This is a genomic window from Micromonospora wenchangensis (assembly GCF_002210435.1).
Taxonomy (GTDB): domain Bacteria; phylum Actinomycetota; class Actinomycetes; order Mycobacteriales; family Micromonosporaceae; genus Micromonospora; species Micromonospora wenchangensis.
This window is the reverse complement of sequence record NZ_MZMV01000007.1, coordinates 111,610-135,203: the sequence shown is the minus strand read 5'-3', so window position 1 is coordinate 135,203 and position 23,594 is coordinate 111,610. Positions and strand designations below refer to the sequence as shown.

Genomic DNA, 23,594 nt, shown 5'->3' with positions numbered 1-23,594 from the left:
ACGCTCAGGGTCGCCGCCGAGTGCCCGAGTCTACCCCCGATAACATGGTTCGGTGACTCCCGCAGAACTCGCCGAGGTCGTCCTCTCCGCAGCCCACGCCGTCTTCCGTGAGCGCGGGCTCGACCCCGCCGCGCTTCCGGCGCACACGGCGGTGGAGCGACCGCGTAACCCCGACCACGGCGACTACGCCTCGACGCTGGCCCTCCAGCTCAGCAAGAAGGTGGGCGTCCCGCCCCGGGAGCTGGCCGCCGCGCTGGCCGACCAGCTCGGTCGGACGGCCGGGATCAAGTCGGTGGAGATCGCCGGCCCCGGGTTCCTCAACATCCGGCTCGACGCGGCCGCCGCCGGCCAGCTCGCCCGGGTGATCGTCGAGGCCGGCGGGGAGTACGGCCGCAGCGACCGGCTCGCCGGCCAGCGGATCAACCTGGAGTTCGTCTCGGCGAATCCGACCGGCCCGGTGCACATCGGCGGGGTCCGCTGGGCGGCGGTCGGCGACGCGCTCAGCCGGCTGCTGCGGGCCACCGGCGCAGATGTCGGCACCGAGTACTACTTCAACGACGCCGGGTCGCAGATCGACCGGTTCGCCAGGTCGCTGCTCTGCGCCGCGAAGGGCGAGCCGGCCCCCGAGGACGGCTACGGCGGGGCGTACATCGCCGAGATCGCCGAGCAGGTGCGGGCGGTCCGGCCGGACGTGCTCGACCTGCCCGACGGCGAGGCCCAGGAGGTGTTCCGGGTCGAGGGCGTCACGCTGATGTTCGCCGAGATCAGGTCCTCGCTGCGCGGCTTCGGGGTGGAGTTCGACACCTACTTCAACGAGAAGGACCTGCACGACCGGGGTGAGCTGGACCTCGCCCTGGACCGGCTGCGCGCGCAGGGCCACCTGTACGAGGCCGACGGGGCGACCTGGCTGCGCACCACCGACTTCGGCGACGACAAGGACCGGGTGCTGCGCAAGTCCAACGGCGAGTGGACGTACTTCGCCGCCGACTGCGCCTACTACCTGGACAAGCGGGAGCGCGGCTTCGAGCGGGTCGTGATCATGCTGGGGGCGGACCACCACGGCTACATCGGGCGGATGAAGGCGATGTCCGCCTGCTTCGGCGACGATCCCGCGGTCAACCTGGAGATCCTCATCGGCCAGCTGGTCAACCTGGTCCGCGACGGGGTGCCGCTGCGGATGAGCAAGCGGGCCGGCACCGTGGTCACCCTGGAGGACCTGGTCGACGCGATCGGCGTGGACGCCTCCCGCTACGCGCTGGCCCGCTACTCCAGCGACTCGCCGATCGACATCGACGTCGAGCTGTGGACCCGGGCCACCCGCGACAACCCGGTCTACTACGTGCAGTACGTCGCCGCCCGGACGGCGAGCGTCGGCCGTAACGCCGCCGAGGTCGGCCTGAGCCGGGGCGACGGGGCCGGGTTCCACCCCGAGCTGCTCGACCACGACAAGGAGAACGAGCTGCTCAAGGCGCTCGCCGAGTTCCCCGCCGTGGTCGCCGCCGCCGCCGAGCTGCGCGAACCGCACCGGGTCGCCCGCTACCTGGAGGATCTGGCCGGGGCGTACCACCGGTTCTACGACAACTGCCGGATCCTGCCGCGCGGCGACGAGGAGGTCACCGACCTGCACCGGGCCCGGCTCTGGCTCAACGACGCCACCCGCACGGTGATCGCCAACGGGCTGCGCCTGCTCGGCGTCTCCGCCCCGGAGAGGATGTAGCCCTGATGCGTGCCCACGAAGCCGGTGCCCTGCACGGCGACATCGGCCACCGGGGGCCGGCCTGGCTGCGTCCCCCGGCCGACGTCAACGCCCTGGTGCCGCAGCTCTGGCCGCGCCAGGTCGAACGCGGCGCCCACGGCGCGCTGACCGTCGCCGGTCTCGACGTCCGCGAGCTGGCCGCCGGGTACGGCACCCCCGCGTACGTCCTCGACGAGGACGACCTGCGCTCGCGCGCCCGGGACTTCCGGGACGCCTTCCCCGACGTGGACGTCTACTACGCCGGCAAGGCGTTCCTCTGCCGGGCGGTGGTCCGGATGATCGCCGAGGAGGGCCTGCACCTGGACGTCTGCTCCGGCGGTGAGCTGGCCACCGCGCTGTCGGCCGGGATGCCGGCGGAGCGGATCGGCTTCCACGGCAACAACAAGTCAGTCGCCGAGCTGACCCGGGCGCTGGACGCCGGGGTGGGCCGGATCATCCTCGACTCGTTCACCGAGATCGACCGGCTCACCGCGCTGGCCCGGGAGCGCGGGGTCCGCCCCGGGGTGCTGATCCGGGTCACGGTCGGGGTGGAGGCGCACACCCACGAGTTCATCGCCACCGCCCACGAGGACCAGAAGTTCGGTTTCTCGCTGGCCGGCGGGGCCGCCGCCGCGGCGGCCTTCCGGGTCATCGACGAGGGCGTGCTGGACCTGCGCGGGCTGCACTCGCACATCGGTTCGCAGATCTTCGACACCAGCGGCTTCGAGGTCTCCGCCCGCCGGGTGCTCGCCCTGCAGGCGCAGATCCGCGACGCCCGGGGGGTGGAGCTGCCCGAGCTGGACCTGGGCGGCGGCTTCGGCATCGCGTACACCACCCAGGACGACCCGTCGCCCCCGGCGGAACTGGCCAAGCGGCTCCGCAAGATCGTCGACTCGGAGTGCGCCGCGGAGAACCTGGCCGTCCCGCACCTGTCGATCGAGCCGGGCCGGGCCATCGTCGGCCCCGCCGTGTTCACCCTCTACGAGGTCGGCACCGTCAAGGACGTCGACGGGCTGCGCACCTACGTCAGCGTGGACGGCGGGATGAGCGACAACATCCGGACCGCCCTCTACGACGCGTCGTACTCGGCGACGCTGGCCGGCCGGGCGTCGACCGCCGAGCCGCTGCTGGCCCGCGTGGTGGGAAAGCACTGTGAGTCCGGGGACATCGTGGTGAAGGATGAATTCCTGCCCGCCGACGTGCAGCCCGGAGATCTTGTCGCGGTCCCCGGCACGGGGGCGTACTGCCGGAGCATGGCCAGCAACTACAACCATGTGCCCCGCCCCCCGGTGGTAGCGGTGCGTGACGGCCGAGCCCGGCTGATCGTACGGCGGGAGACCGAAGAAGACCTGCTCGCTTTGGATGTGGGATGACGTCACCTGTGCGCTTGGCCCTGCTCGGCTGCGGAACGGTCGGTAGCGAGGTGGTCCGGCTGCTGCACGAGCAGGCCGCCGACCTGGCCGCCCGGATCGGTGCTCCGCTGGAGATCGCCGGTATCGCCGTGCGCCGCCTCGGCCGGGACCGGGGTGACCTGCCCGTCGACCCGGCGCTGTTCACCACCGACCCGCTCGGCCTGATCAAACGCGACGACGTGGACGTCGTCGTCGAGGTGGTCGGCGGCATCGAGCCGGCGCGGAGCTGGCTGGTGGAGGCGCTGCGCGCCGGCAAGAGCGTGGTCACCGCCAACAAGGCGCTGCTCGCCGAGGACGGTGCCTCCCTGCACGACGCGGCGGCCGAGGGCGGTGCCGACCTCTACTACGAGGCGTCCGTCGCCGGGGCGATCCCGCTGCTGCGTCCGCTGCGCGAGTCGCTGCACGGCGACCGGATCAACCGGGTCACCGGCATCGTCAACGGCACCACCAACTTCATCCTCTCCGCGATGGACGCCACCGGCGCCGGCTTCGCCGAGGCGCTCGACGAGGCGACCGAGCTGGGGTACGCCGAGGCCGACCCGACCGCCGACGTGGAGGGCTTCGACGCCGCCGCGAAGGCCGCCATCCTGGCCTCGCTCGCCTTCCACACCCGGGTCACCGCCGCCGACGTGCACCGCGAGGGCATCACCGAGGTCACCGTCGCCGACATGGCCAGCGCCAAAGCGATGGGCTGCACCATCAAGCTGCTCTGCATCGCCGCCCGGGGCACCGACGCCGCCGGCCGGGAGACGGTCAGCGTCCGGGTGCACCCCGCGATGATCCCGCTGACCCACCCGCTGGCCAGCGTCGGCGACGCGTTCAACGCGGTCTTCGTCGAGGCCGAGGCGGCCGGGCAGCTGATGTTCTACGGCCGGGGGGCCGGTGGCGCGCCGACGGCCAGCGCGGTCCTCGGCGACGTGGTCGCGGTGTCCCGCAACCGGCTCGCCGGCGCCCACGCGGCCAGCGAGTCCGCCTACGCCGACCTGGCGGTCCGGCCGATGGGCGAGGCGCTGACCCGCTACCACATCAGCCTCGACGTGGTCGACCGTCCGGGCGTGCTCCAGGCGGTGGCCGGGGTGTTCGCCAGGCACGACGTGTCCATCGCCACCGTCCGGCAGGGGCCGGCCGGCGGCGGTCCGGCCGGCCGTGGCGAGGACGCCGACCTGGTCATCGTCACCCACGTCGCCCCGGACGCCGCGCTCGCCGCGACGGTACGGGAGCTGCGCGGGCTGGACATCGTCCGGTCGGTGGCGAGCGTGCTGCGGGTCGAGGGCGGGGCATGACCGGGCGTCTCGCCTGATGGTTATCGGCGGGTGTGCCGGGGCCCGGTCGACGAGGCTGGTCCAGGCTGGCAGGGGCCCCGGCACGGCCGGGGCGGCAGAGGCGAGGAGAGCGACATGTGGCGGGGCCTGATCGAGACGTACCGGGACCGGCTGCCGGTCACCGACGCCACGCCCGTGGTCACCCTGCACGAGGGGAACACCCCGCTGCTGCCCGCGCCGGCACTCTCGGCCCGGCTCGGCGCGGACGTCTACCTGAAGGTCGAGGGGGCCAACCCGACCGGCTCGTTCAAGGACCGCGGCATGACCGTCGCCGTCTCCAAGGCCGTCGAGGCCGGCGACAAGGCGATCATCTGCGCCTCCACCGGCAACACCAGCGCCTCCGCCGCCGCGTACGCGGCCCGCGCCGGGATCACCTGTGCGGTGCTGGTGCCGCAGGGCAAGATCGCGCTGGGCAAGCTGGCCCAGGCGCTGGTGCACGGGGCCAAGCTGCTCCAGGTGCAGGGCAACTTCGACGACTGCCTGGCGCTGGCCTCCAAGCTCGCCCAGGACTTCCCGGTGGCCCTGGTCAACTCGGTCAACCCGGACCGGCTGCACGGCCAGAAGACGGCCGCCTTCGAGATCGTCGAGGCGCTCGGTGACGCCCCCGACATCCACTGCCTGCCGGTCGGCAACGCCGGCAACATCTCCGCCTACTGGATGGGCTACTCGGAGGACCTGCGGGACGGCAACTCCACCCGCGCCCCGAGGATGTACGGCTTCCAGGCCGCCGGGGCGGCCCCGATCGTCAGCGGCCAGGTGGTGCCGGAGCCGTCGACGATCGCCACCGCCATCCGGATCGGCAACCCGGCGAGCTGGACCAAGGCGCTCGACGCCCGGGACGCCTCGCAGGGGCTGATCGCCGCGGTGACCGACCGGGAGATCCTGGCGGCGTACCGGCTGCTCGCCCGCGAGGTGGGGGTCTTCGTCGAGTTGGGCAGCGCGGCCAGCGTGGCGGGTCTGCTCCAGCAGGGGGCCGAGGGCCGGGTGCCGGCCGGGGCGACGGTGGTCTGCACGGTCACCGGCCACGGCCTGAAGGACCCGGAGTGGGCGATCTCCACCGCGCCCGCCCCGATCACCATCGCCAACGACGCCCTGACCGCCGCCCGCTCGCTCGACCTGGCCTGATTCCCACCCCGCGCCGGGCGACGGTGACGGCCGGGTGCCGTCCCCGTCGACCCGGCCGGCGGGCGGCCACCCCGTGACGGGTGGGGGAGACCGGGTCGGGCAAACTTTCCCCACGCCCATCCCCTCTCCCAGGAGTGAGCCACGCCGATGTCGCTGCTCGCCAGATCCAGCCTCGCCAACCGGGGGCTCGTCGCCCTGATCGCGGTGGTGACCGCGGCGTTCGGGGCGTTCACCGTCCCCTCGCTCAAGCAGCAGTTGCTGCCCTCGCTGGAGTTCCCCGGCGCGTTCGTCGTCGCGGTCTACCCGGGCGCCTCGCCGGAGATCGTCGAGGCGCAGGTCGCCGAGCCGATCGAGAACAGCCTCCAGAGCATCCCCGGGCTGGAGAAGGTCACCTCCACCTCGCGGGAGGGGTCGGCGACGATCGCGGTGGAGTTCGTCTTCGGCACCGACATCGACGACGTCGCCAACAAGATGCAGACCGCGCTGAGCCGGGTCGACGCGCAACTTCCCGACGAGGTGGACCCGCAGGTCATCACCGGCAGCACCGACGACCTGCCGGCCGTGGTGCTGGCCGCCACCGGCGGCGGTGACGAGCAGGCCCTCGCCGCCAGGCTGCGCGACACGGTGGTCCCCGAGCTGGAGGGGATCGACGGGGTCCGCACGGTCGCCGTCACCGGCACCCGCGAGCAGGTCGTGACGATCACGCCGGACCCGGCGAAGTTCGCCGCCGCCAAGCTGACCCCGACCGCGATCGCCACCGCGCTGAAGTCCAACGGCATCGCCGTCCCGGCCGGCGCGGTCGTCGACGGCACCACCGCGCTGCCGGTGCAGGTGGGTGCCCCGGTCACCACCCTCGACCAGTTGCGGGGCATCGCGCTCACCCCGACCGCGCCGAAGGCCGCCCCGGTCCGGCTCGGTGACGTGGCGACCGTCGAGCAGCAGCTCGCCCCGGCCACCGCGATCACCCGCACCAACGGCAAGGAGAGCATCGGGGTCCAGGTCACGGCGGCGCAGGACGGCAACGCCGTACGGATCTCGCACGACATCCGGGACCGGCTGGACGACCTGCGGTCCGCCTCGGGCGCCGAGCTGACCATCGTGTTCGACCAGGCCCCGTTCGTGGAGAAGTCGATCGAGAGCCTGACCACCGAGGGGCTGCTCGGCCTGCTGATGGCGGTCGTGGTGATCCTGGTGTTCCTGCTGTCGGTCCGGTCCACCCTGGTCACCGCGGTCTCCATCCCGCTGTCGGTGGTGGTGGCGCTGCTCGCCCTCTGGGCCGGCGACTACTCGCTCAACCTGCTCACCCTGGGTGCGCTCACCATCGCGGTCGGGCGGGTGGTCGACGACTCGATCGTGGTGTTGGAGAACATCAAACGCCACCTGGAGTACGGCGAACCCAAGCGGGACGCGATCGTCACCGCCGTCCGCGAGGTGGCCGGGGCGGTGACCGCGTCGACGCTCACCACGGTCGCGGTGTTCGCGCCGATCGCGCTGGTGGGCGGGTTCGTCGGGCAGCTCTTCGCCCCGTTCGCGATCACCGTCACGGTGGCCCTGCTCGCCTCGCTGCTGGTGTCGCTGACGGTGATCCCGGTGCTGGCGTACTGGTTCCTCAAGCCGCCACGTGACGGGGCGGACGAGGCGGTGCGCCGGGCCGCCGAGGCCAAGGAGCTGCGCAGCCCGTTGCAGCGGGCGTACCTGCCGGCGATCGGGTTCGCCACCCGCACCCGCAGGACCCGGTGGATCACCGTGGCGGTGGGCATCCTGCTGCTGTTCGGCACCTTCGGGCTGGCCCAGAAGCTGGAGACCAACTTCCTCGACGACTCCGGCCAGGACACCCTGAGCATCAGCCAGAAACTGCCGGCCGGGTCCGGGCTGGCCGCCACGGACGAGGCCGCCCGCCTGGTCGAGGGGGTGCTGGCGCGTACCGACGGGGTCGAGACCTACCAGGTGAGCGCGGGCGGCAGCGACCAGCCGTGGCTGGCCGGCGGCGGCAACAACACCGCCCGCTGGTCGGTGGCGCTCGGTGGGGACACCGACGCCAAGGAGATGAAGGAGGTCCTGCGCCGGGAGTTCGACCGGCTCGGTGCCGGGGCCGGCGAGTTGAGCTTCGACAACGGGCAGGGCGGCACCTCGGGCAGCCAGTTGGAGGTGGTCGTCCAGGCCGCCGACACCGACACCCTGAACCGGGCCGCCGACCAGGTCCGGGCGGCGATGGCGGGCACCCCCGGCGTCGAGGACGTGGCCACCAGCCTGGCCGACCGGGTGCCCCGGGTCGACGTGACGGTCGACCGGCTGGCGGCGGCCCGGGTGGGGCTCAGCGAGGCGGCGGTCGGGCAGTTGGTGTCGCAGGCGTACCGGGGCAGCCCGCTGGGCCGGGTCACCCTCGACGGCGGGCAGCAGGACGTGGTGCTGCGGACGACGGCGGCCCCACCGCTGACCGAGGAGCAGTTGCGGGCGCTGCCGGTGGGCCCGGTGAAGCTGGACGACATCGCCGACGTCACCCGGGGCGAGGGACCGCAGCAGATCACCCGGATCGACGGTGAGCGCAGCGTCTCGGTGACCGGCACGGCCACCGGCTCGAACCTCGGTGCGACCACGACCGAGCTGAAGAAGCGGCTGGACGACGTGGACGTGCCGGGGGCGACGATCGCCGTGGGTGGCGCGAGCGCCCAGCAGGAGGACGCCTTCGGTGACCTCGGCCTGGCCGTGCTGGCCGCGATCGCGATCGTCTTCCTGATCATGGTGGCGACGTTCCGGAGCATCACCCAGGCGCTGATCCTGCTGATCTCCATCCCGTTCGCGGCGACCGGCGCGATCGGCCTGCTGCTGGTCACCGGGACCCCGCTGGGCGTGCCGGCGCTGATCGGCGTGCTGATGCTGGTCGGCATCGTGGTGACCAACGCGATCGTGCTGCTGGATCTGATCAACCAGTACCGGGCGCAGGGGATGGGCATCACCGAGGCGGTGGTCGAGGGTGGCCGGCGTCGGCTGCGGCCGATCCTGATGACGGCGGTGGCGACGATCTTCGCGTTGCTGCCGATGGCCTTCGGGCTGACCGGCGAGGGCGGCTTCATCTCCCAGCCGCTCGCGGTGGTGGTGATCGGTGGCCTGCTCAGCTCGACCCTGCTCACCCTGGTCCTGGTGCCGACCCTCTACACCATGGTGGAACGCACCAAGGAGTCGCTGCGCGAGCGGCGGGCCGGCCGGCGGGGGCGGACCTCCGACGGGAACGGCTCCACCGCGACGCCCGCCGAGCCGGACGCCGGGGTGCCGGCGCCGGTGGGTGCCCCGGCGGCCGAGGCGTCGGACGAACCGCCGGCCCGGCCGACCCCGTCGGCCGCGCTGGTGGACGGCACCGACCAGTTCGAGGTGCTGCGGCTGCCCAAGAGCCGCCGGTCGCCGCTGCCACCGACCGAGTAGCCCTCCCGGCCGCGTCGCAGCGGCCCCCGACCCGCCGCGACCGGGTCGGGGGGAGACCGCCGTCGCGCCACGACGCGCCCCCGGTCCGGGGTCACCGGGCCGGGGGCGCGTCGCGTCGCACCCGGGACAGCGGGTCGAACACCGGGTACGGTCACCCCGTGGTCCTCTACCGTCGGTCATCGTCGATCCACCCTGGGTGATGGGCGTCGACCGGGCGGAGCCGGCCGGGCCGGGCGGCAGGGGATGGGGCCGGCGGCGCGTGCTGGGCGGCGGGGCGCTGCTGGCCGGGGGCGTCGCGCTGGGGGCCGCCGGCATGTCCCAGGGCGCCTGGCTGGCCGACCGGCACCTGCCGTTGTCCGGCGGCCCGGCCAGCGCCACCGTCGGCAACCGGCGGCAGGACGTCGGCTCGGGCGGGCTCCAGGTGGTGTGGCACGCCCCGACCACGCGACGGCTGGTGGCGTTGACCTTCGACGACGGTCCGCTGCCGCGGTGGACGCCGACCGTACTGGACACCCTGGACACCCACGCGGTGCCGGCGACCTTCTTCCTGGTCGGGGAGCGGGTGCGCCGGCACGCCGGGCTGATCCGGGGGCGGCTGGCCCGGCACGAGGTGGGCAACCACAGTTGGCGGCACCGGGACCTGGCCCGGCTGGCCGCCGCCGACGTGCACGACGACCTGCGCCGGTCGCACGAGGCCATCGCCGAGGTCACCGGGACGCCGCCCCGGCTGCTCCGCCCCCCGTACGGGCACCTGGGCGGCGGGGTGCTGCACGCCGCCGTACGCCTCGACTACCGGGTCGTGCTGTGGTCGTTGCAGATGGTGGAGGGGGAGTACCCGGACGACCCGGCGGGGCACGCCCGGCGGATCGTGTCCGACGTCGTGCCGGGCACCATCCTGCTCGCCCACGACGCGGGCCCGGAGAACCGTCAGGTGGCGCTGCGCGGGCTGGCCGCGATGATCACCGGCCTGCGGGCCCGGGGATACACCTTCGTCACGGTCTCCGAGCTGCTGGCCCACCCGACCGGCTCCCGAACCGGGGGGTAGGGTCCGGGCACGTGTCCTCTCCGCTCTCCGTTCTCGCCCGTAACCGGGACTTCCGCAATCTCTTCCTCGCCGAGCTGGTGGTCTTCGGCGCCGACTGGTTCGTCATGGTGCCGCTGCTGGTGCTGCTGCCGGAGCTGACCGGCAGCGGGGTGTGGGGCGCCCTGGTGCTGGCGTTGGACACCGGGGTGCTGGCGCTGCTGCTGCCGTACACCGGGACCATCGCCGACCGGTTCGACCGCCGGAAGGTGATGATGGCCGCGAACGGCGTGACGCTGCTCGGGGTGCTGTTGCTGCTCGGTGTCCGCGACGCCGGCACCGCCTGGCTGGCCATGGTGGCGATCACGGCGGTGGCGGTCGGCAAGGCGTTCTACTCGCCGGCCGCGCAGGCCGCCCTGCCCAACGTGCTCGATCCGGCCGACCTGGCCGTCGGCAACGCCGTGGCCGGTTCCGCCTGGGGGACGATGACCGTGGTCGGGGCGTCCCTCGGTGGCGTGCTGACCGCGGCCGTCGGACCGTACGCCTGCTTCTGGGTGGGGGTGGTCGGCCTGGTGGCGGCGGCGGGCCTGGCGGCGCTGATCCGCCGGCCGTTGCAGGCGGCCCGGGAGGCCGACCGGTCGACGCCGCGCACCTGGACGGCGATCCGCGAGGCGCTTGGCCACATCCGGCACCGGCCCCGGGTGCTGGCGCTGGTGACGGTGAAGTCGGCGGTGGGGCTGGGCAACGGCGTGCTGACCGTCTTCCCCCTGCTGGCCGCCGTGTACGGGGCGGGGCCGGTCGGCACCGGCCTGCTGTTCGCGGCGCGCGGGGCGGGGGCGCTGGTGGGGCCGATCCTGATGAGCCGGGTGCTGACCAACCGGGCCTGGCTACTGCCCGGCCTGGCCCTGTCGATGTCGCTGTACGGGCTGGCCTACCTGGGCGCGGCGGTGGCGAGCTGGTTCCCGCTGGTGCTGCTGCTGGTCTTCGTGGCGCACTTCGGCGGCGGCAGCAACTGGGTGCTGTCGAACTTCGCCCTCCAGGGCGAGGTGCCCGACCGGCTGCGTGGCCGGGTGTTCGCCACCGACATGATGCTGGCGACCCTGGCGATCTCGGTCAGCCAGTTGGTGGTGGCAGGCGTGGTCGACCTGGTCGACGAGCGGGTGGTGCTGGCCGGCTGCGGCCTGGTCACCGTCGTGTACGCGGTGGGCTGGCGGATCGCCACCCGCCGGCTCTCGCTCACCGACCCGGCCACCGGGGGCGACCCGCTGGCCGCCCGCTGACGCGACCTGCGGCCCGGGCCGACCTGTGGCGGGGCCGAGCTGCGGCACGGCGGCAGGCGGCGGGGTCGACCCCGGTGGGACGGCTCAGTCGGTGGGGTCGACCTGCGGCGGGGCGGCCGGCGGGTGGTTGCTCCCGCCCCACGCGTCCCGCCCCGGGTCTGCCGTGGCCTGACCGGCGGGGTAGCCGGGCGGTGGGCCACCGGGATGCCCGGTCGGGGGGCCACCGGCCGGCGGCGTCCAGGTGCCCCACGGCTGACCGGGCACGGGGGACGGGGCCGCGGCGCGGCGGCCGACGAAGACGGCGGCGACGATGAGGCCCAGGCCGATCGGGTAGCCGATCCAGCCGACCGCGCTGACGGCGAAGCTCCACATCTGGTACTGGCGTATCCCGCCGGAGCGGATCAGGTCCGGCAGGGCCGCGACCCAGGCGGTGGTGAGCAGTTCCAGCAGCAGCAGGACGACGGCCCCGGCGAGCAGGAACGACCGGGACCGGCCGGGCAGCCGGCGGCCGGCGGTGGCGCCGAGCACCAGGACGGTGAGCAGGGTCAGCAGGATGGGCAGGTGCCCCAGCACCTGGGTGAGCCGGTAACCGAGCATTGCCACGTCGCCTCCGACCGGTCGATGGATCGGCGTCAGGCTAACCGAGCTGATCCAGTTCCACCGTCCGGGCGAGGCGGTGCGCCGTCGGTCCCGGGCCCTAGCATGATCCTGTGCCTACCACTTTCACCTCCGGGCCGGTCCGGGTGCGGGTGCCCGCCACCAGCGCCAACCTGGGCCCCGGGTTCGACGCCCTCGGGCTCGCCCTCGCCCTGCACGACGACGTGGCCGCCGAGGTGACCCCGGCCGGTGTCCGGGTGACGGTGACCGGCGAGGGTGCCGGCGACCTGCCACCTGACGAGCGGCACCTGGTGGTCGTGGCCATGCGGGCCGCCTTCGACCTGCTCGGTGCGCAGCCGTCGGGGCTGGCCCTGGAGTGCGTGAACCGGATTCCGCAGGCCCGGGGCCTGGGTTCCTCCTCGGCGGCGATCGTGGCCGGCGTGCTGCTGGCCCGGGGGCTGGTCGCCGACGGCGCGCAGCGGCTCGACGACGAGGCGGTGCTGCGGCTGGCCGCCGAGATCGAGGGCCATCCGGACAACGTCGCGCCGTGCCTGCTCGGCGGGTTCACCGTCGCCTGGACGGAGCCGACCGGCGGTCGGGCGGTCTCGCTGCCGGTCGCGGCCGGGGTCCGGCCCACCGTCTTCGTGCCGGCCGAGCGGGGACTGACGGCCACCGCGCGGGCGGCGTTGCCGGCGACGGTGCCGCACGGGGACGCGGCGTCGAACGCGGGCCGGTCGGCGTTGCTGGTGCACGCGTTGACCGCCGCGCCGGAACTGCTGCTGCCGGCGACCGTCGACCGGCTGCACCAGGACTACCGCGCGGCGGGGATGCCGCAGACGGCTGCCCTGGTCAGCGAGTTGCGTGCGGCCGGTGTGGCGGCCGTGGTCAGTGGGGCGGGCCCGACGGTGCTGGCGTTCACCGCGCCGCCCGACGGGTTCGACCCGGGAACAGAATGGGAAGTCTGGCGGTTGCCGGTAGAGGTGCGCGGAGCGACGCTCGCACGGGGTAGACTGGGACACGCCGAGCGGGACCCTGTTGCCGCAGGTCGGAAGAGTTGATTACGCTCTAGACTCAGCACAGCCGCGAAGCACGCGATCTCTCTGCGGGTCGGCGCACCCCGAAGCTCTCGGCGGTCAGCCCGTCACCCCTGCCAAGGCCCACGCCGCACCGCAGTTTCCGCAGGTCGCCGCAGACGGCGAGACCTGCTCACCGACGTTGGTGAGTTGGGAAACCGCCCGGCTGCTGTGCCACAGACTCCCGCGACGCGTCATGCGAGGCGGGTGCACCGAGGCCGCCCGGCCACCTTGCTTGTCGATCCCGGGCAGTCCCGGCCTATCGAGGGAAGGAATCCATTGAGCGACACCACCGACGTGACGTCGGATGTTTCCAACGTCGCTGGCGATGCCACCACCGCCGCCCCCGCCCGCCGTCGGCGCAGCGGTACCGGTCTGTCGGCGATGCTGCTGCCGGAGCTGCAGAGCCTGGCCGCGTCGCTCGGCATCTCCGGGACCGCCCGCATGCGCAAGGGCGAGCTGATCAGCGCGATCACCGAGCGGCAGCAGGGCGGCGCCGCGACCGGCACCCCTCGACCGCGGGCCGAGGTCGCGGCTGCGGCTGCCCCCGTCCGGGAGGAGGTGCACGCCGAGGTGACCCCGGAGCGTGCCGCCGAGCCGGCGTCGGCCACCCCTGCCGCCACCACCGAGCCCGAGGGTCGGACCCGGACCCGGCGCAGCCGGGCCAGCACCGCCGAGTCGCGGCCGGCCGCCGAGGCACGGGCCGTCGAGCCCCGTACCGAGGAGCCGCCGGTCGAGGCCGGTGAGCGTCCCGAGCGGGCCGAGGGTCGTACCGGCCGGGACCGTGGCGAGCGCACCGGGACCGAGCGGGCCGGTAACGAGCGGACCGGCGGTGACCGGGCCGAGCGGGCCGGTAACGACCGGGCCGAGCGGACGGACAACGACCGGGCCGGCCGTAACGACCGGGCCGAGCGTGCGGGCAACGACCGGGGCGAGCGGGCCGACCGGGCCGGTAACGACCGGGCGGAGCGGACCGAGCGCAGCGACCGGGGTGACCGCAGCGACCGGGGCGACCGCAACGACCGGAGCGACCGCAACGACCGGGGCGAGCGGGCCGACCGCAACGACCGGGGTGGCGACCGTGGTCAGCGCGACAACCGGGACGACTCCGACGACGACGAGGGCGGCGGCCGGCGGGGCCGGCGTAGCCGGTTCCGGGACCGTCGTCGGGGCCGGGGTGACCGGGCCGAGGGCGGCAACGACACCGGCGGCGGCCGGGAGCCGCAGGTCGGCGAGGACGAGGTGCTGGTCCCGGTGGCCGGCATCATCGACGTGCTCGACAACTACGCCTTCGTGCGGACCACCGGCTACCTGGCCGGCCCGAACGACGTCTACGTCTCCATGTCGCAGATCAAGAAGTACGGCCTGCGCCGGGGCGACGCGATCACCGGCGCGGTCCGGACCGCCCGGGACAGTGGCGGTGGCGACCAGCGGCGGGACAAGTACAACCCGCTGGTGCGGCTGGACACCATCAACGGCATGGAGCCGGACGAGGCCCGTCGTCGTCCCGAGTTCTACAAGCTCACCCCGCTGTACCCGCAGGAGCGGTTGCGGCTGGAGACCGAGCCGCACATCCTGACCACCCGGGTGATCGACCTGGTGATGCCGTTGGGCAAGGGGCAGCGGGCGCTGATCGTGTCGCCGCCCAAGGCCGGCAAGACCATGGTGCTCCAGGCGATCGCGAACGCGATCACGCACAACAACCCGGAGTGCCACCTGATGGTGGTGCTGGTCGACGAGCGGCCCGAAGAGGTCACCGACATGCAGCGGTCGGTCAAGGGCGAGGTCATCGCGGCCACGTTCGACCGTCCGCCGCAGGACCACACCACGGTCGCCGAGCTGGCGATCGAGCGGGCCAAGCGCCTGGTCGAGCTGGGGCACGACGTGGTCGTGCTGCTCGACTCGGTGACCCGGCTCGGCCGGTCGTACAACCTGGCGGCACCGGCCTCCGGCCGGATCATGTCCGGTGGTATCGACTCGACGGCGCTCTACCCGCCGAAGCGGTTCCTGGGTGCGGCCCGCAACATCGAGAACGGTGGCTCGCTGACCATCCTCGCCACCGCGCTGGTGGAGACCGGGTCGATGGCGGACACGGTCATCTTCGAGGAGTTCAAGGGCACCGGCAACGCGGAGCTGAAGCTCGACCGGAAGATCGCCGACAAGCGCACCTTCCCGGCCGTGGACGTCAGCGCCTCGGGCACGCGCAAGGAGGAGATCCTGCTCGCGCCGGAGGAGCTGGCAATCATCCACAAGCTCCGCAAGGTGCTGCACTCGCTGGACTCGCAGGCGGCGCTGGACCTGCTGCTCGACCGGCTCAAGCAGTCCCGCACCAACATCGAGTTCCTGATGCAGATCGCCAAGTCGACACCGGGGGAGTGACCCGCTCCGGGTGAGACCGCACGAAGGGCACGGCCGCAGCGGCCGTGCCCTTCGTCGTACCCGGGAATCGTGTCTGTGGACTTTTCTTTCGACGGCCCTGGCAGCTCTTGAAAATTCTGTGCGGGTCCGGGTTGACTGGGGGTGAGCGGGTCCCGGCCGAGCGGTCGGGGCCCGGCCACCGGCGGGCGGCGGAGGAAACCTGGGGAGGCGTCCGCCGCCCGGCGGCCCGGTCGGGTGGGCTTCTGAACCTGGGGGAGGAGCCCACCCGGTCCGGTCCGCCCGCCGGGCGAGGAATGCGGGGCCGCAGCGGCGGGAATGCGGGTGGCGGGAGGTGCGTTACCACTGCCGGACCGATCGTGCGGCCCGCCCGTCGGGTCGGCTCACGCCCATGGCACACTGGTCAATCGGCCACCGGTTCCGGTTCACGCCCGAGTCCGTCGCGCACCAGGCGGCGGGGGATCAGCGGCGACCCGGCGACCACCGACGAAAGGACCGAGGCGACATGAAGCCCAACATCCACCCGGAGTACACGACGACCGAGGTCAAGTGCTCCTGCGGCAACTCCTTCACGACCCGCAGCACCGCCAAGGGCGGCTCGATCAGCGTCGAGACCTGCAGCGCCTGCCACCCGTTCTACACCGGCAAGCAGCGCGTCCTCGACACCGCGGGCCGGGTCGCCAAGTTCCAGCAGAAGTACGCCAAGGTCCAGGCGAAGAAGGCCAAGTAGCTCCACCGACGACGCCCGTGTCCGGCCCCGTGCCGGACGCGGGCGTCGTCCGTTGCGCCCCCCTGTGACCTCCGTGTCCCGTTCCACCACCGCCGGCCCCGTCGAAGGAGCATTCCCCGCATGAGCAGCGAGCGCCTGGCCGCCCTCCTCGACGAGTACGCCGAGCTGGAGAAGCGGCTGGCCGACCCGGCCATCCACGCCGACCAGAACACCGCCCGCCGGGTCGGTCGCCGTTACGCCGAGCTGGTCCCGCTGCACAAGGCCGCCGGCGAACTGGAACAGGCCCGCGCCGACCTGGTCGCGGCCCGCGAGCTGGCCGCCGAGGACCCGGCGTTCGGCGAGGAGGCGGACTCGATCGCGGCGACCCTGCCGGCGCTGGAGGAGCGGCTGGCCGAGCTGCTGATCCCCCGCGACCCGCACGACGCCAAGGACGTGATCATCGAGATCAAGGCCGGCGAGGGCGGCGAGGAGTCCGCGCTGTTCGCCGGGGACCTGCTGCGGATGTACACCAGGTACGCCGAGCGGCACGGCTGGCTGACCGAGGTGATCGACGCGCAGGACTCCGACCTCGGCGGGGTCAAGGACGTCTCGCTGGCCATCAAGACCAAGGGGGTCCCGGACGGCGGCAACGGCGTCTGGTCCCGGTTGAAGTGGGAGGGCGGGGTGCACCGGGTGCAGCGGGTCCCGGTCACCGAGTCGCAGGGCCGCATCCACACCAGCGCGGCCGGTGTCCTGGTGCTGCCCGAGGCCGAGGACGTCGACGTCACCATCGACCCGAACGAGCTGCGGATCGACGTGTTCCGCTCGTCGGGGCCGGGCGGCCAGTCGGTGAACACCACCGACTCGGCGGTGCGCATCACCCACCTGCCCACCGGTGTGGTGGTCTCCTGCCAGAACGAGAAGTCCCAGTTGCAGAACCGGGAGCAGGCGATGCGCATCCTGCGGGCCCGGTTGCTGGCGGTGGCCCAGGAGCAGGCCGACGCGGCCGCCTCGGACGCCCGCAAGGCGCAGGTGCGCACCGTGGACCGTTCGGAACGCATCCGCACCTACAACTTCCCGCAGAACCGGATCACCGACCACCGGATCGGCTACACCGCGTACAACCTCGACCTGGCGCTCGCCGGGGAGCTGGACGGCGTCCTGGACGCCCTCGCCGAGGCGGACCGGGCCGCCCGGCTCGCCGGCGACACCGAGCTGACCCGCCGCTGACCCGACCGGGGGCCGGGGCCGGCGCACACCGGCCCGTCGCGGCCCGCCAGAGCGCGCCTGACGGCGTCGCGGCGGGCCGGTGGGCAAACACCCCGGGGGTACGGGTCAGGAGGCGCGTGAGCGGGCCTTGGCGCGCAGCATCTCCCGGTCGGCGATCTCGAACGCGAGCCCGAGGGCGTCCCGCAGCGCGGTGCCGGTGCCGGCGACCTCGGCGAAACCGATGCTCACCCCCACCGGGGTGCCGGGCACCAGCGACTCCCAGTCCTCGGTGCGCACCGCCGCGTCGATCCGGCGGGCCACCTCGGCCGCCTCGGCCATGCCGGCGCCGGAGAGCACCACCACGAACTCGTCGCCGCCGTAGCGGGCCACGAAGTCGCCCCGCCGCATCACCCGGTTGATCACCCCGGCGATGCGTTGCAGCACCAGGTCGCCGGAGTGGTGGCCGTGGTGGGTGTTGACCGCCTTGAACCCGTCGAGGTCGCAGACGCCGATCACCACCCGCTCGCCCCGGGACACCACCGAGCCGATGTAGCGCTCCAGCCGCCGCCGGTTGGGCAGCCCGGTCAACGGGTCGGTGAGCGCCTCACCCTCGTAGCGGGCGGCCTCCCGGCGCATCTCCTCGTGGTCGATGCGGGCCGCGATGCCGTCGATGTAGACGTCGCGCAGCCGGTCGTTGCGCTGGGCGGCCAGCCGGAACGCCATCCGGTCCGCGCGGTGCGCGGCGGCGTGGTCGCCGGCCCGGGAGAAGGCGATGCTGCGCAGCCGGGACAGTTCCGCCGCGCCGAGCGTCTCGGCCGACACCCGGGCCGAGTCCAGCCGGGTGATCGCCTCGATCGGGCGGCCGTCGGCGACCGCCAGGCAGACGTGGCCGAGCTGGCGCATGTCCCGGGCGCGGGCGCTGTCCCCGCCGTGGTCGAGCAGCCGGGCCGGCTCCGGGCCGACCGGGGTCGCGTCACCGAGCGCCGCCCGGCGGACCGCCGCGTAGCCGTACGCGGCGAGGCTGCTCGGCCGCAGCCGGTCGGCCCGCCCGTCGTCGACGAACCGGGCCAGGTCGGCCGCGATGTCGCGGAGCACCCGCAGGCAGCCGTCGCTGTCGCCGTTGTGGTCCAACGCGACGGCGTTGCGCAGCCGGATGCCGGGGGCGGCGAAGGTCTCCTCGGGGATGCCGGCGGCGGCCCCGTGCTGGCGGGCCCGCTCGATCGCGCCCAACGCGTAGCCGTGGAAGCTCAGGTAGGAGTAGGCCATCGCCAGGTCGTGCCAGCCCCAGGCGGTGTCCCGGTCCCGGTCCTCCGCCGCGCCCAGCGCCCGCGCCGCCCGGACCAGGTGGGTGACGCAGCGGTCCAGCGCCCCCTGGTGGTGCGCGGCGAGCGCGGCCAGCGCGTTGAGGTGCCCGTGCAGGTAGGGCTCGGGGAGGTCGCGCACCGCCCCGGAGGCCTCCTCGATGGCCCGGGTGAACTCGGCCGTCCGACCCAGGTTGATCAACGCGCAGAGCCGCTGCACCAGCGCGTCCGCCCGGGTGTACGGGTCGGCGGTGGTGCGCAGCACCCGGTCGAGGACGCCGACCGCCTCGGCCGAGCGGCTCGCCTCCTGGAGGCTGCGGGCATGCGTCAGGGCGTCAACCTGGTCATCGACCCGGTCGAGCCACCCCACCTGGCGAACCTCCCGTCGGTGTGCGCCCGGCCGCACCCACTCGTGGCGGGACCGACGACGCCCCATGATTATGTCGTGACCTCACTCCCACGCCACCCGTCCGAAGGGACAGAACGCGAGCGGACCTCGCCCGTGCTGGCCCGCGCCGTCCGTACCCTCGCCGCCGCCGGGGTGGCGTCGGCCCGGTCCGAGGCGGAGCAGCTCGCCGCGTACGTGCTGGACGTGCCCCGGGGCCGGCTCGCCCTGACCGACGGCTTCACCCCCGCCGAGCGGGCCCGGTACGACGCGCTGGTGGCGAGGCGGGCCGACCGCGAGCCGTTGCAGCACCTGACCGGCCGGGCCGGCTTCCGGCACCTGGAGCTGGCGGTCGGGCCGGGGGTCTTCGTGCCCCGCCCGGAGACGGAGCTGCTGGCCGGCTGGGGCATCGACCGGGCGCTGACCCGGCCGGACCCGGTGGTGGTCGACCTGTGCAGCGGTTCCGGGGCGATCGCGCTGGCGGTCGCCCAGGAGGTGCCGGCGGCCCGGGTGGTGGCGGTGGAACGGTCCCCGGCCGCGCTGACCTGGCTGCGCCGCAACGCCGCCGAGCGGGCCGCCGCCGGTGACCGGCCGGTCGAGGTGGTGACCGCCGACGTCACCGACCCGGGGCTGCTGGCCGGCCTGGTCGGCGCGGTCGACGTGCTGCTGTGCAACCCGCCGTACGTGCCACGGGCGGTGCCGGTCCCGCCGGAGGTGGCCGGGCACGACCCCGACGAGGCGGTGTTCGGCGGGGCGGACGGGCTGGCGGTGCTGCGGCCGGTGCTGCGCCGGGCGGCCGAGCTGCTGCGACCCGACGGCGAGCTGGGCGTCGAGCACGACGACACGCACGGCGCGGCGGTGCCGGCACTGCTGACCGCGGACGGCCGGTACACGGCGGTACGGGCGCACCGGGACCTGGCCGGCCGGCCCCGGTTCGCCACCGCGTCCCGCCGGTCGGACGGCCCGCACGCCGTCGGAGCGTCGGCGTGGCAGACTGGCTCCTCGTGATGCTCTACGACTGTCGGTCACCCGCCGACCGGGACCGCGGCATCGCCGCGGCGATCGAGGCGGTCAAGAACGGCGAGCTGGTCGTTCTCCCCACCGACACGGTCTACGGGATCGGCGCGGACGCGTTCACCCCGTACGCGGTCAAGGCCCTCTCCGACGCCCGGGGCGGCAGCCAGGCTGCGCCGCCGGTGCTGATCGGCTCCCGGCACACCCTCGACGGCCTGGTGTTCTCGCTGCCCCGCGCGGCCCGTGACCTGGTCGAGGCGTTCTGGCCCGGTGCGTTGACCATCGTGGTGGAGCACTCGCCGAGCCTCGCCTGGGACCTGGGCGGCGACGCCGACGGGACGGTGGCGGTCCGGATGCCGCTGCACCCGGTGGCGCTGGAGGTGCTGCGGGAGACCGGCCCGATGGCGGTGGCCTCGGCCAACAAGGTGGGCCAGTCGCCGGCGTTGACCGCGGAGGAGGCCCGCGACCAGCTCAGCTACTCGGTGCGGGTCTACCTGGAGGCCGGGGCCTGCCCCGACCCGGTGCCGAGCACCATCGTCGACCTGACCGGGGAGACGCCCCGGCTGCTGCGGGCCGGCGCGATCACCCTCGACCAGCTCCGCGACGTCGCGCCGGACATCCTCGACGAGCGGGGAGCCTGAGTGCCGCCGTTCACCGTCCTGCACGTCTGCATGGGCAACATCTGCCGGTCCCCGATGGCCGAACGGCTGCTGGTGCTCGCCGTCCGCGAGCGGCTGGAGCGGCTCGGCGTCGACCCCACCGGGGCGGACGCGCTGCTGCACAGCCACAGCGCCGGCACCGGCGGGTGGCACGCGGGGGAGGAGATGAACCCGCCGGCCGCCCGGCAGGTGCTGGGTCGCGGTGGTGACGTCGAGGGGTTCGCCGCCCGCAAGCTGCGTTCCGACCTGATCGACGCCGCCGACCTGATCCTCACCGCCACCGCCGACCAGCAGGAGTACGTGGTGGCGCTGCGCCCGGACGCGGCGTCGCGCACGTTCGTGCTGGGCGAGTTCGGCCGGCTGCTCGGCGCGCTTGACACCACCGCCCTGCCGCCGGCCGCCGCCACCCCGGACGCCGTGTACGCCCGGGGGGTGGCCCTGGTGGCGGCGGTCGACGCGGCCCGGCAGGGGGCGGGCGCGTTGCACTCCGACGACCTGGACGACCCGTGGGGCCGGGGCGACCAGTGCTTCAGCCGGGTGGCCGACGAGATCGAGGAGACGGTGCACCCGCTCACCTCGGCCCTGCTGCCGTGACCGTCGCCGGCTGAGGGACGCCCGTCCGGGTGACCGGCGCGGCGTGTCCCGTCCCGCACGCCGTGTCCGTCCCGCGAAGTTCCTCCGGTTTCGGGGAAAGATGAGAGTTCGGGTGGTTTTGCGGGTCATGCTGAACGGGTCCTGACGACTCCTGCGGGGAGTACTGATGATCCGGGCCCTCCACAAGGCGTTCACCGTGCTGCTCGCCGGCGTCCTCGCCGGCCTGGTGCTGGCCGCGGCGGCCCTGCCGCTCGCCCTGGTGTTCGGCCTCGGTTTCGGCGGCATCGCCTCGTCCTACGCCGAACTGCCCAACACCCTGCGCACCCCACCCACCGCCCAGCGGTCCACCCTCTACGCCGCCGACGGCGTCACCCTGGTCACGTCCTTCTACACCGAGGACCGGGTGGACGTGCCGCTGGCCAAGGTGGCCCCGGTGATGCGCCAGGCCATCGTGGCCGCCGAGGACGCCCGGTTCTACCAGCACCGGGGCGTCGACCTGCGGGGCGTGGTCCGGGCGTTCACCGTCAACCAGCGCGACGGCCAGGCCCGGCAGGGCGCGTCCACGCTGACCATGCAGTACGTCCGCAACGTGCTCAGCAACGACCCCCGGCTGACCAAGGAACAGCGCAAGAAGGCCACCGAGATCAGCACCGCCCGCAAGCTCCAGGAGATGCGGTACGCCCTGGCGCTGGAGCGCGAGCTGACCAAGGACGAGATCCTCACCCGCTACCTGAACATCGCCTACTTCGGCGCCGGGGCGTACGGGATCGCCGCCGCCACCAAGCGCTACTTCTCCACCACCCCGGCCCGGCTGACCCTGGCCCAGGCGTCGCTGCTGGCCGGGCTGGTCCGTTCCCCCGACACCGACGACCCGATCAACGGCGACGCCGACGCGGCGCTGACCCGGCGCTCGTACGTGCTGGACCGGATGGTGGCGCTGGCCCAGGTGGGGCCGGTCGACGCGGCGCAGGCCCGCGAGGAACCGCTCGATCTACGGCCCAGCCGGACGCCGAACGACTGCACCGCCGTGCCCGAGCAACGCAACGACTGGGGCTTCTTCTGCGACTGGTTCACCCAGTGGTGGAGCGACCAGCCCGCCTTCGGCGCGACCGCCGCCGAACGGCAGGACACCCTGCGCCGGGGCGGCTTCCGGATCGTCTCCTCGCTCGACCCGGCGGTGCAGCGGGCCGCCGTACGCCAGGTGACAGGCATCTACGACGTGGACGACCCCCGGGCGGCACCGGCGGCGGTGGTCCAGCCCGGCACCGGGCGGGTGCTGGCCCTGGCGGTGAACCGCCACTACAGCGTCGCCCCCAATCCGGCCGGGCAGCGGAACTACCCGAACACGGTCAACCAGCTCGTCGCCGGTGGCAACGGCATCGAGGGCTACCAGGCGGGCTCGACGTTCAAGCTGTTCACCCTGCTGGCCGCCCTGGAGTCCGGGCTGCCGCTGGAGACCTCCTTCGTCGCGCCGAGCCGGATCGTGACCCGGTTCCCGACCGACGACCCCCGGTCGAGCTGCGGCGGCCGGTGGTGCCCGGTGAACGCCACCCCCGAGTGGATGGACGGCTACCGCACCATGTGGACCGCCTTCGGCCGGTCGGTGAACACCTACTTCGCCTGGCTCACCGAGAAGGTGGGCGCGGAGCGGGTGGTCGAGATGGCCGAGCGGCTGGGCATCCGGTTCCGCGCCCCCGACGACGCCGAACTGGCCCGGTCCGGGGCGCGCGACTGGGGGGCGTTCACCCTCGGCGTCTCCTCCACCACCCCGCTCGACCTGGCCAACGCGTACGCGACGGTGGCCGCCGAGGGGACCTGGTGCGCGCCGCTGCCGGTCGTGTCGATCACCGACAGCGCCGGGAAGGAGGTGGCTGCCGGCCGGCCCGACTGCCGGCAGGTGATCGACACCGAGGTGGCCCGGGCGGCCGCCGACGCGGCCCGCTGCCCGGTCGGCGACCAGTCGATGTACCGCCGCTGCGACGGCGGCACGGCCGAGCAGCTCCGCCCGGGGCTGGGCCGCCCGGTGGCCGGCAAGACCGGCAGTTCGGAACGGAACGAGACCGAGTCGGTGGTGGCGTTCACCCCGCAGCTCGCGGTCGCCCAGATCGCCGCCAACCCCGACGATCCACGCGACGCCGTCGGGGCCGCCGTCCAGTCCCGGATGGTCGACGCGGTGGGCCGCGTCCTCGCCGCCGCCCTGGCCGACAGCCCGGTCCGCGACTTCGTCCCACCCGACGAGTCGATCACCTACCGCCTCACCCCCACCCCCCGCGACGGCAACTGAGCCGCGCCGCGCCCGTCCCCGCCCCCGTCCCCGCCCGTCCCCGTCGATCATGGAGTTGTGGTGCTCGCGGAACGGGTC

17 protein-coding genes are annotated in these 23,594 nt (G+C 73.9%); 15 read left to right on the top strand and 2 right to left on the bottom strand.

Translation table 11 applies throughout. The annotated features are described in order from the left end of the window. Positions 1-52 precede the first annotated feature (52 nt). The 7 genes from argS (at position 53) to B5D80_RS06170 (ending at position 11,315) form a co-directional block, all read left to right on the top strand. Positions 53-1,717 carry an arginine--tRNA ligase gene (gene argS, locus B5D80_RS06200; RefSeq protein ID WP_088642805.1) on the top strand — a complete coding sequence of 555 codons (1,665 nt, stop codon included), beginning with the start codon at positions 53-55 and terminating at the stop codon, positions 1,715-1,717. A 5-nt stretch (positions 1,718-1,722) separates the two neighbouring features. Continuing rightward, positions 1,723-3,108, top strand: a complete 1,386-nt coding sequence (lysA, locus tag B5D80_RS06195) for a diaminopimelate decarboxylase (protein WP_088642804.1) — start codon at positions 1,723-1,725, stop codon at positions 3,106-3,108. An 8-nt stretch (positions 3,109-3,116) separates the two neighbouring features. After that, positions 3,117-4,430 carry a homoserine dehydrogenase gene (locus B5D80_RS06190; RefSeq protein ID WP_211291417.1) on the top strand — a complete coding sequence of 438 codons (1,314 nt, stop codon included), beginning with the start codon at positions 3,117-3,119 and terminating at the stop codon, positions 4,428-4,430. A gap of 114 nt (positions 4,431-4,544) precedes the next feature. Continuing rightward, positions 4,545-5,594 carry a threonine synthase gene (gene thrC / locus B5D80_RS06185; protein WP_088642802.1) on the top strand — a complete coding sequence of 350 codons (1,050 nt, stop codon included), beginning with the start codon at positions 4,545-4,547 and terminating at the stop codon, positions 5,592-5,594. A gap of 147 nt (positions 5,595-5,741) precedes the next feature. Continuing rightward, positions 5,742-9,014, top strand: a complete 3,273-nt coding sequence (locus tag B5D80_RS06180) for an efflux RND transporter permease subunit (protein ID WP_088642801.1) — start codon at positions 5,742-5,744, stop codon at positions 9,012-9,014. 199 nt (positions 9,015-9,213) lie between these two features. Further along, entirely contained in the window at positions 9,214-10,059 is an 846-nt protein-coding gene (locus tag B5D80_RS06175; RefSeq protein WP_088642800.1) for a polysaccharide deacetylase family protein, read from the top strand. 11 nt (positions 10,060-10,070) lie between these two features. Further along, complete coding sequence (locus tag B5D80_RS06170) at positions 10,071-11,315, top strand: MFS transporter (protein WP_088642799.1); 1,245 nt, start codon at positions 10,071-10,073, stop codon at positions 11,313-11,315. Between the two features lie 84 nt (positions 11,316-11,399). Here B5D80_RS06170 and B5D80_RS06165 read toward each other — a convergent pair whose 3' ends face one another. Next, positions 11,400-11,918: a hypothetical protein gene (locus B5D80_RS06165; RefSeq protein WP_144081597.1), complete on the bottom strand. Its 519-nt coding sequence runs from the start codon at positions 11,916-11,918 to the stop codon at positions 11,400-11,402. Between the two features lie 107 nt (positions 11,919-12,025). Between B5D80_RS06165 and thrB the strand changes: the two genes are divergently transcribed. The 4 genes from thrB (at position 12,026) to prfA (ending at position 17,300) form a co-directional block, all read left to right on the top strand. Beyond that, positions 12,026-12,970 (top strand): homoserine kinase, encoded by a 945-nt coding sequence (gene thrB, locus B5D80_RS06160; protein WP_088642797.1) that lies wholly within the window; start codon positions 12,026-12,028, stop codon positions 12,968-12,970. Positions 12,971-13,264: 294 nt separating this feature from the next. Continuing rightward, entirely contained in the window at positions 13,265-15,364 is a 2,100-nt protein-coding gene (gene rho, locus B5D80_RS06155; protein ID WP_088642796.1) for a transcription termination factor Rho, read from the top strand. Between the two features lie 502 nt (positions 15,365-15,866). Further along, positions 15,867-16,091 (top strand): 50S ribosomal protein L31, encoded by a 225-nt coding sequence (gene rpmE, locus B5D80_RS06150; RefSeq protein WP_088642795.1) that lies wholly within the window; start codon positions 15,867-15,869, stop codon positions 16,089-16,091. Between the two features lie 120 nt (positions 16,092-16,211). Next, positions 16,212-17,300: a peptide chain release factor 1 gene (gene prfA / locus B5D80_RS06145; protein WP_088642794.1), complete on the top strand. Its 1,089-nt coding sequence runs from the start codon at positions 16,212-16,214 to the stop codon at positions 17,298-17,300. A gap of 105 nt (positions 17,301-17,405) precedes the next feature. Here prfA and B5D80_RS06140 read toward each other — a convergent pair whose 3' ends face one another. Then, a complete protein-coding gene (locus B5D80_RS06140; protein WP_088642793.1) occupies positions 17,406-18,950 on the bottom strand; it encodes a GGDEF domain-containing protein in 1,545 nt (514 codons plus the stop codon). A 75-nt stretch (positions 18,951-19,025) separates the two neighbouring features. On the opposite strand from B5D80_RS06140, the gene prmC reads away from it, so the two are divergent. From prmC to B5D80_RS06120, 4 genes are all read left to right on the top strand, one after another. Beyond that, the gene (prmC, locus tag B5D80_RS06135) at positions 19,026-19,973 is read left to right on the top strand and encodes a peptide chain release factor N(5)-glutamine methyltransferase (RefSeq protein ID WP_211291412.1); all 948 of its coding nucleotides are present in this window, start codon (positions 19,026-19,028) and stop codon (positions 19,971-19,973) included. Continuing rightward, positions 19,973-20,620: an L-threonylcarbamoyladenylate synthase gene (locus B5D80_RS06130; RefSeq protein WP_088642791.1), complete on the top strand. Its 648-nt coding sequence runs from the start codon at positions 19,973-19,975 to the stop codon at positions 20,618-20,620. The genes prmC and B5D80_RS06130 overlap by 1 nt, the downstream gene beginning before the upstream one ends. Next, the gene (locus B5D80_RS06125; RefSeq protein ID WP_088642790.1) at positions 20,621-21,232 is read left to right on the top strand and encodes an arsenate reductase/protein-tyrosine-phosphatase family protein; all 612 of its coding nucleotides are present in this window, start codon (positions 20,621-20,623) and stop codon (positions 21,230-21,232) included. A 166-nt stretch (positions 21,233-21,398) separates the two neighbouring features. Then, entirely contained in the window at positions 21,399-23,516 is a 2,118-nt protein-coding gene (locus tag B5D80_RS06120) for a transglycosylase domain-containing protein (protein ID WP_088642789.1), read from the top strand. Positions 23,517-23,594: the final 78 nt, after the last annotated feature.

Excerpts from the sequence above, each read along its gene's own strand:
- B5D80_RS06130 (WP_088642791.1), top strand. The coding sequence starts at position 19,973 with ATGCTCTACGACTGTCGGTCACCCGCCGACCGGGACCGCGGCATCGCC.
- B5D80_RS06180 (WP_088642801.1), top strand. The coding sequence starts at position 5,742 with ATGTCGCTGCTCGCCAGATCCAGCCTCGCCAACCGGGGGCTCGTCGCC.
- thrC (WP_088642802.1), top strand. The coding sequence starts at position 4,545 with ATGTGGCGGGGCCTGATCGAGACGTACCGGGACCGGCTGCCGGTCACC.
- rpmE (WP_088642795.1), top strand. The coding sequence starts at position 15,867 with ATGAAGCCCAACATCCACCCGGAGTACACGACGACCGAGGTCAAGTGC.
- B5D80_RS06120 (WP_088642789.1), top strand. The coding sequence starts at position 21,399 with ATGATCCGGGCCCTCCACAAGGCGTTCACCGTGCTGCTCGCCGGCGTC.
- prfA (WP_088642794.1), top strand. The coding sequence starts at position 16,212 with ATGAGCAGCGAGCGCCTGGCCGCCCTCCTCGACGAGTACGCCGAGCTG.
- B5D80_RS06175 (WP_088642800.1), top strand. The coding sequence starts at position 9,214 with ATGGGCGTCGACCGGGCGGAGCCGGCCGGGCCGGGCGGCAGGGGATGG.
- lysA (WP_088642804.1), top strand. The coding sequence starts at position 1,723 with ATGCGTGCCCACGAAGCCGGTGCCCTGCACGGCGACATCGGCCACCGG.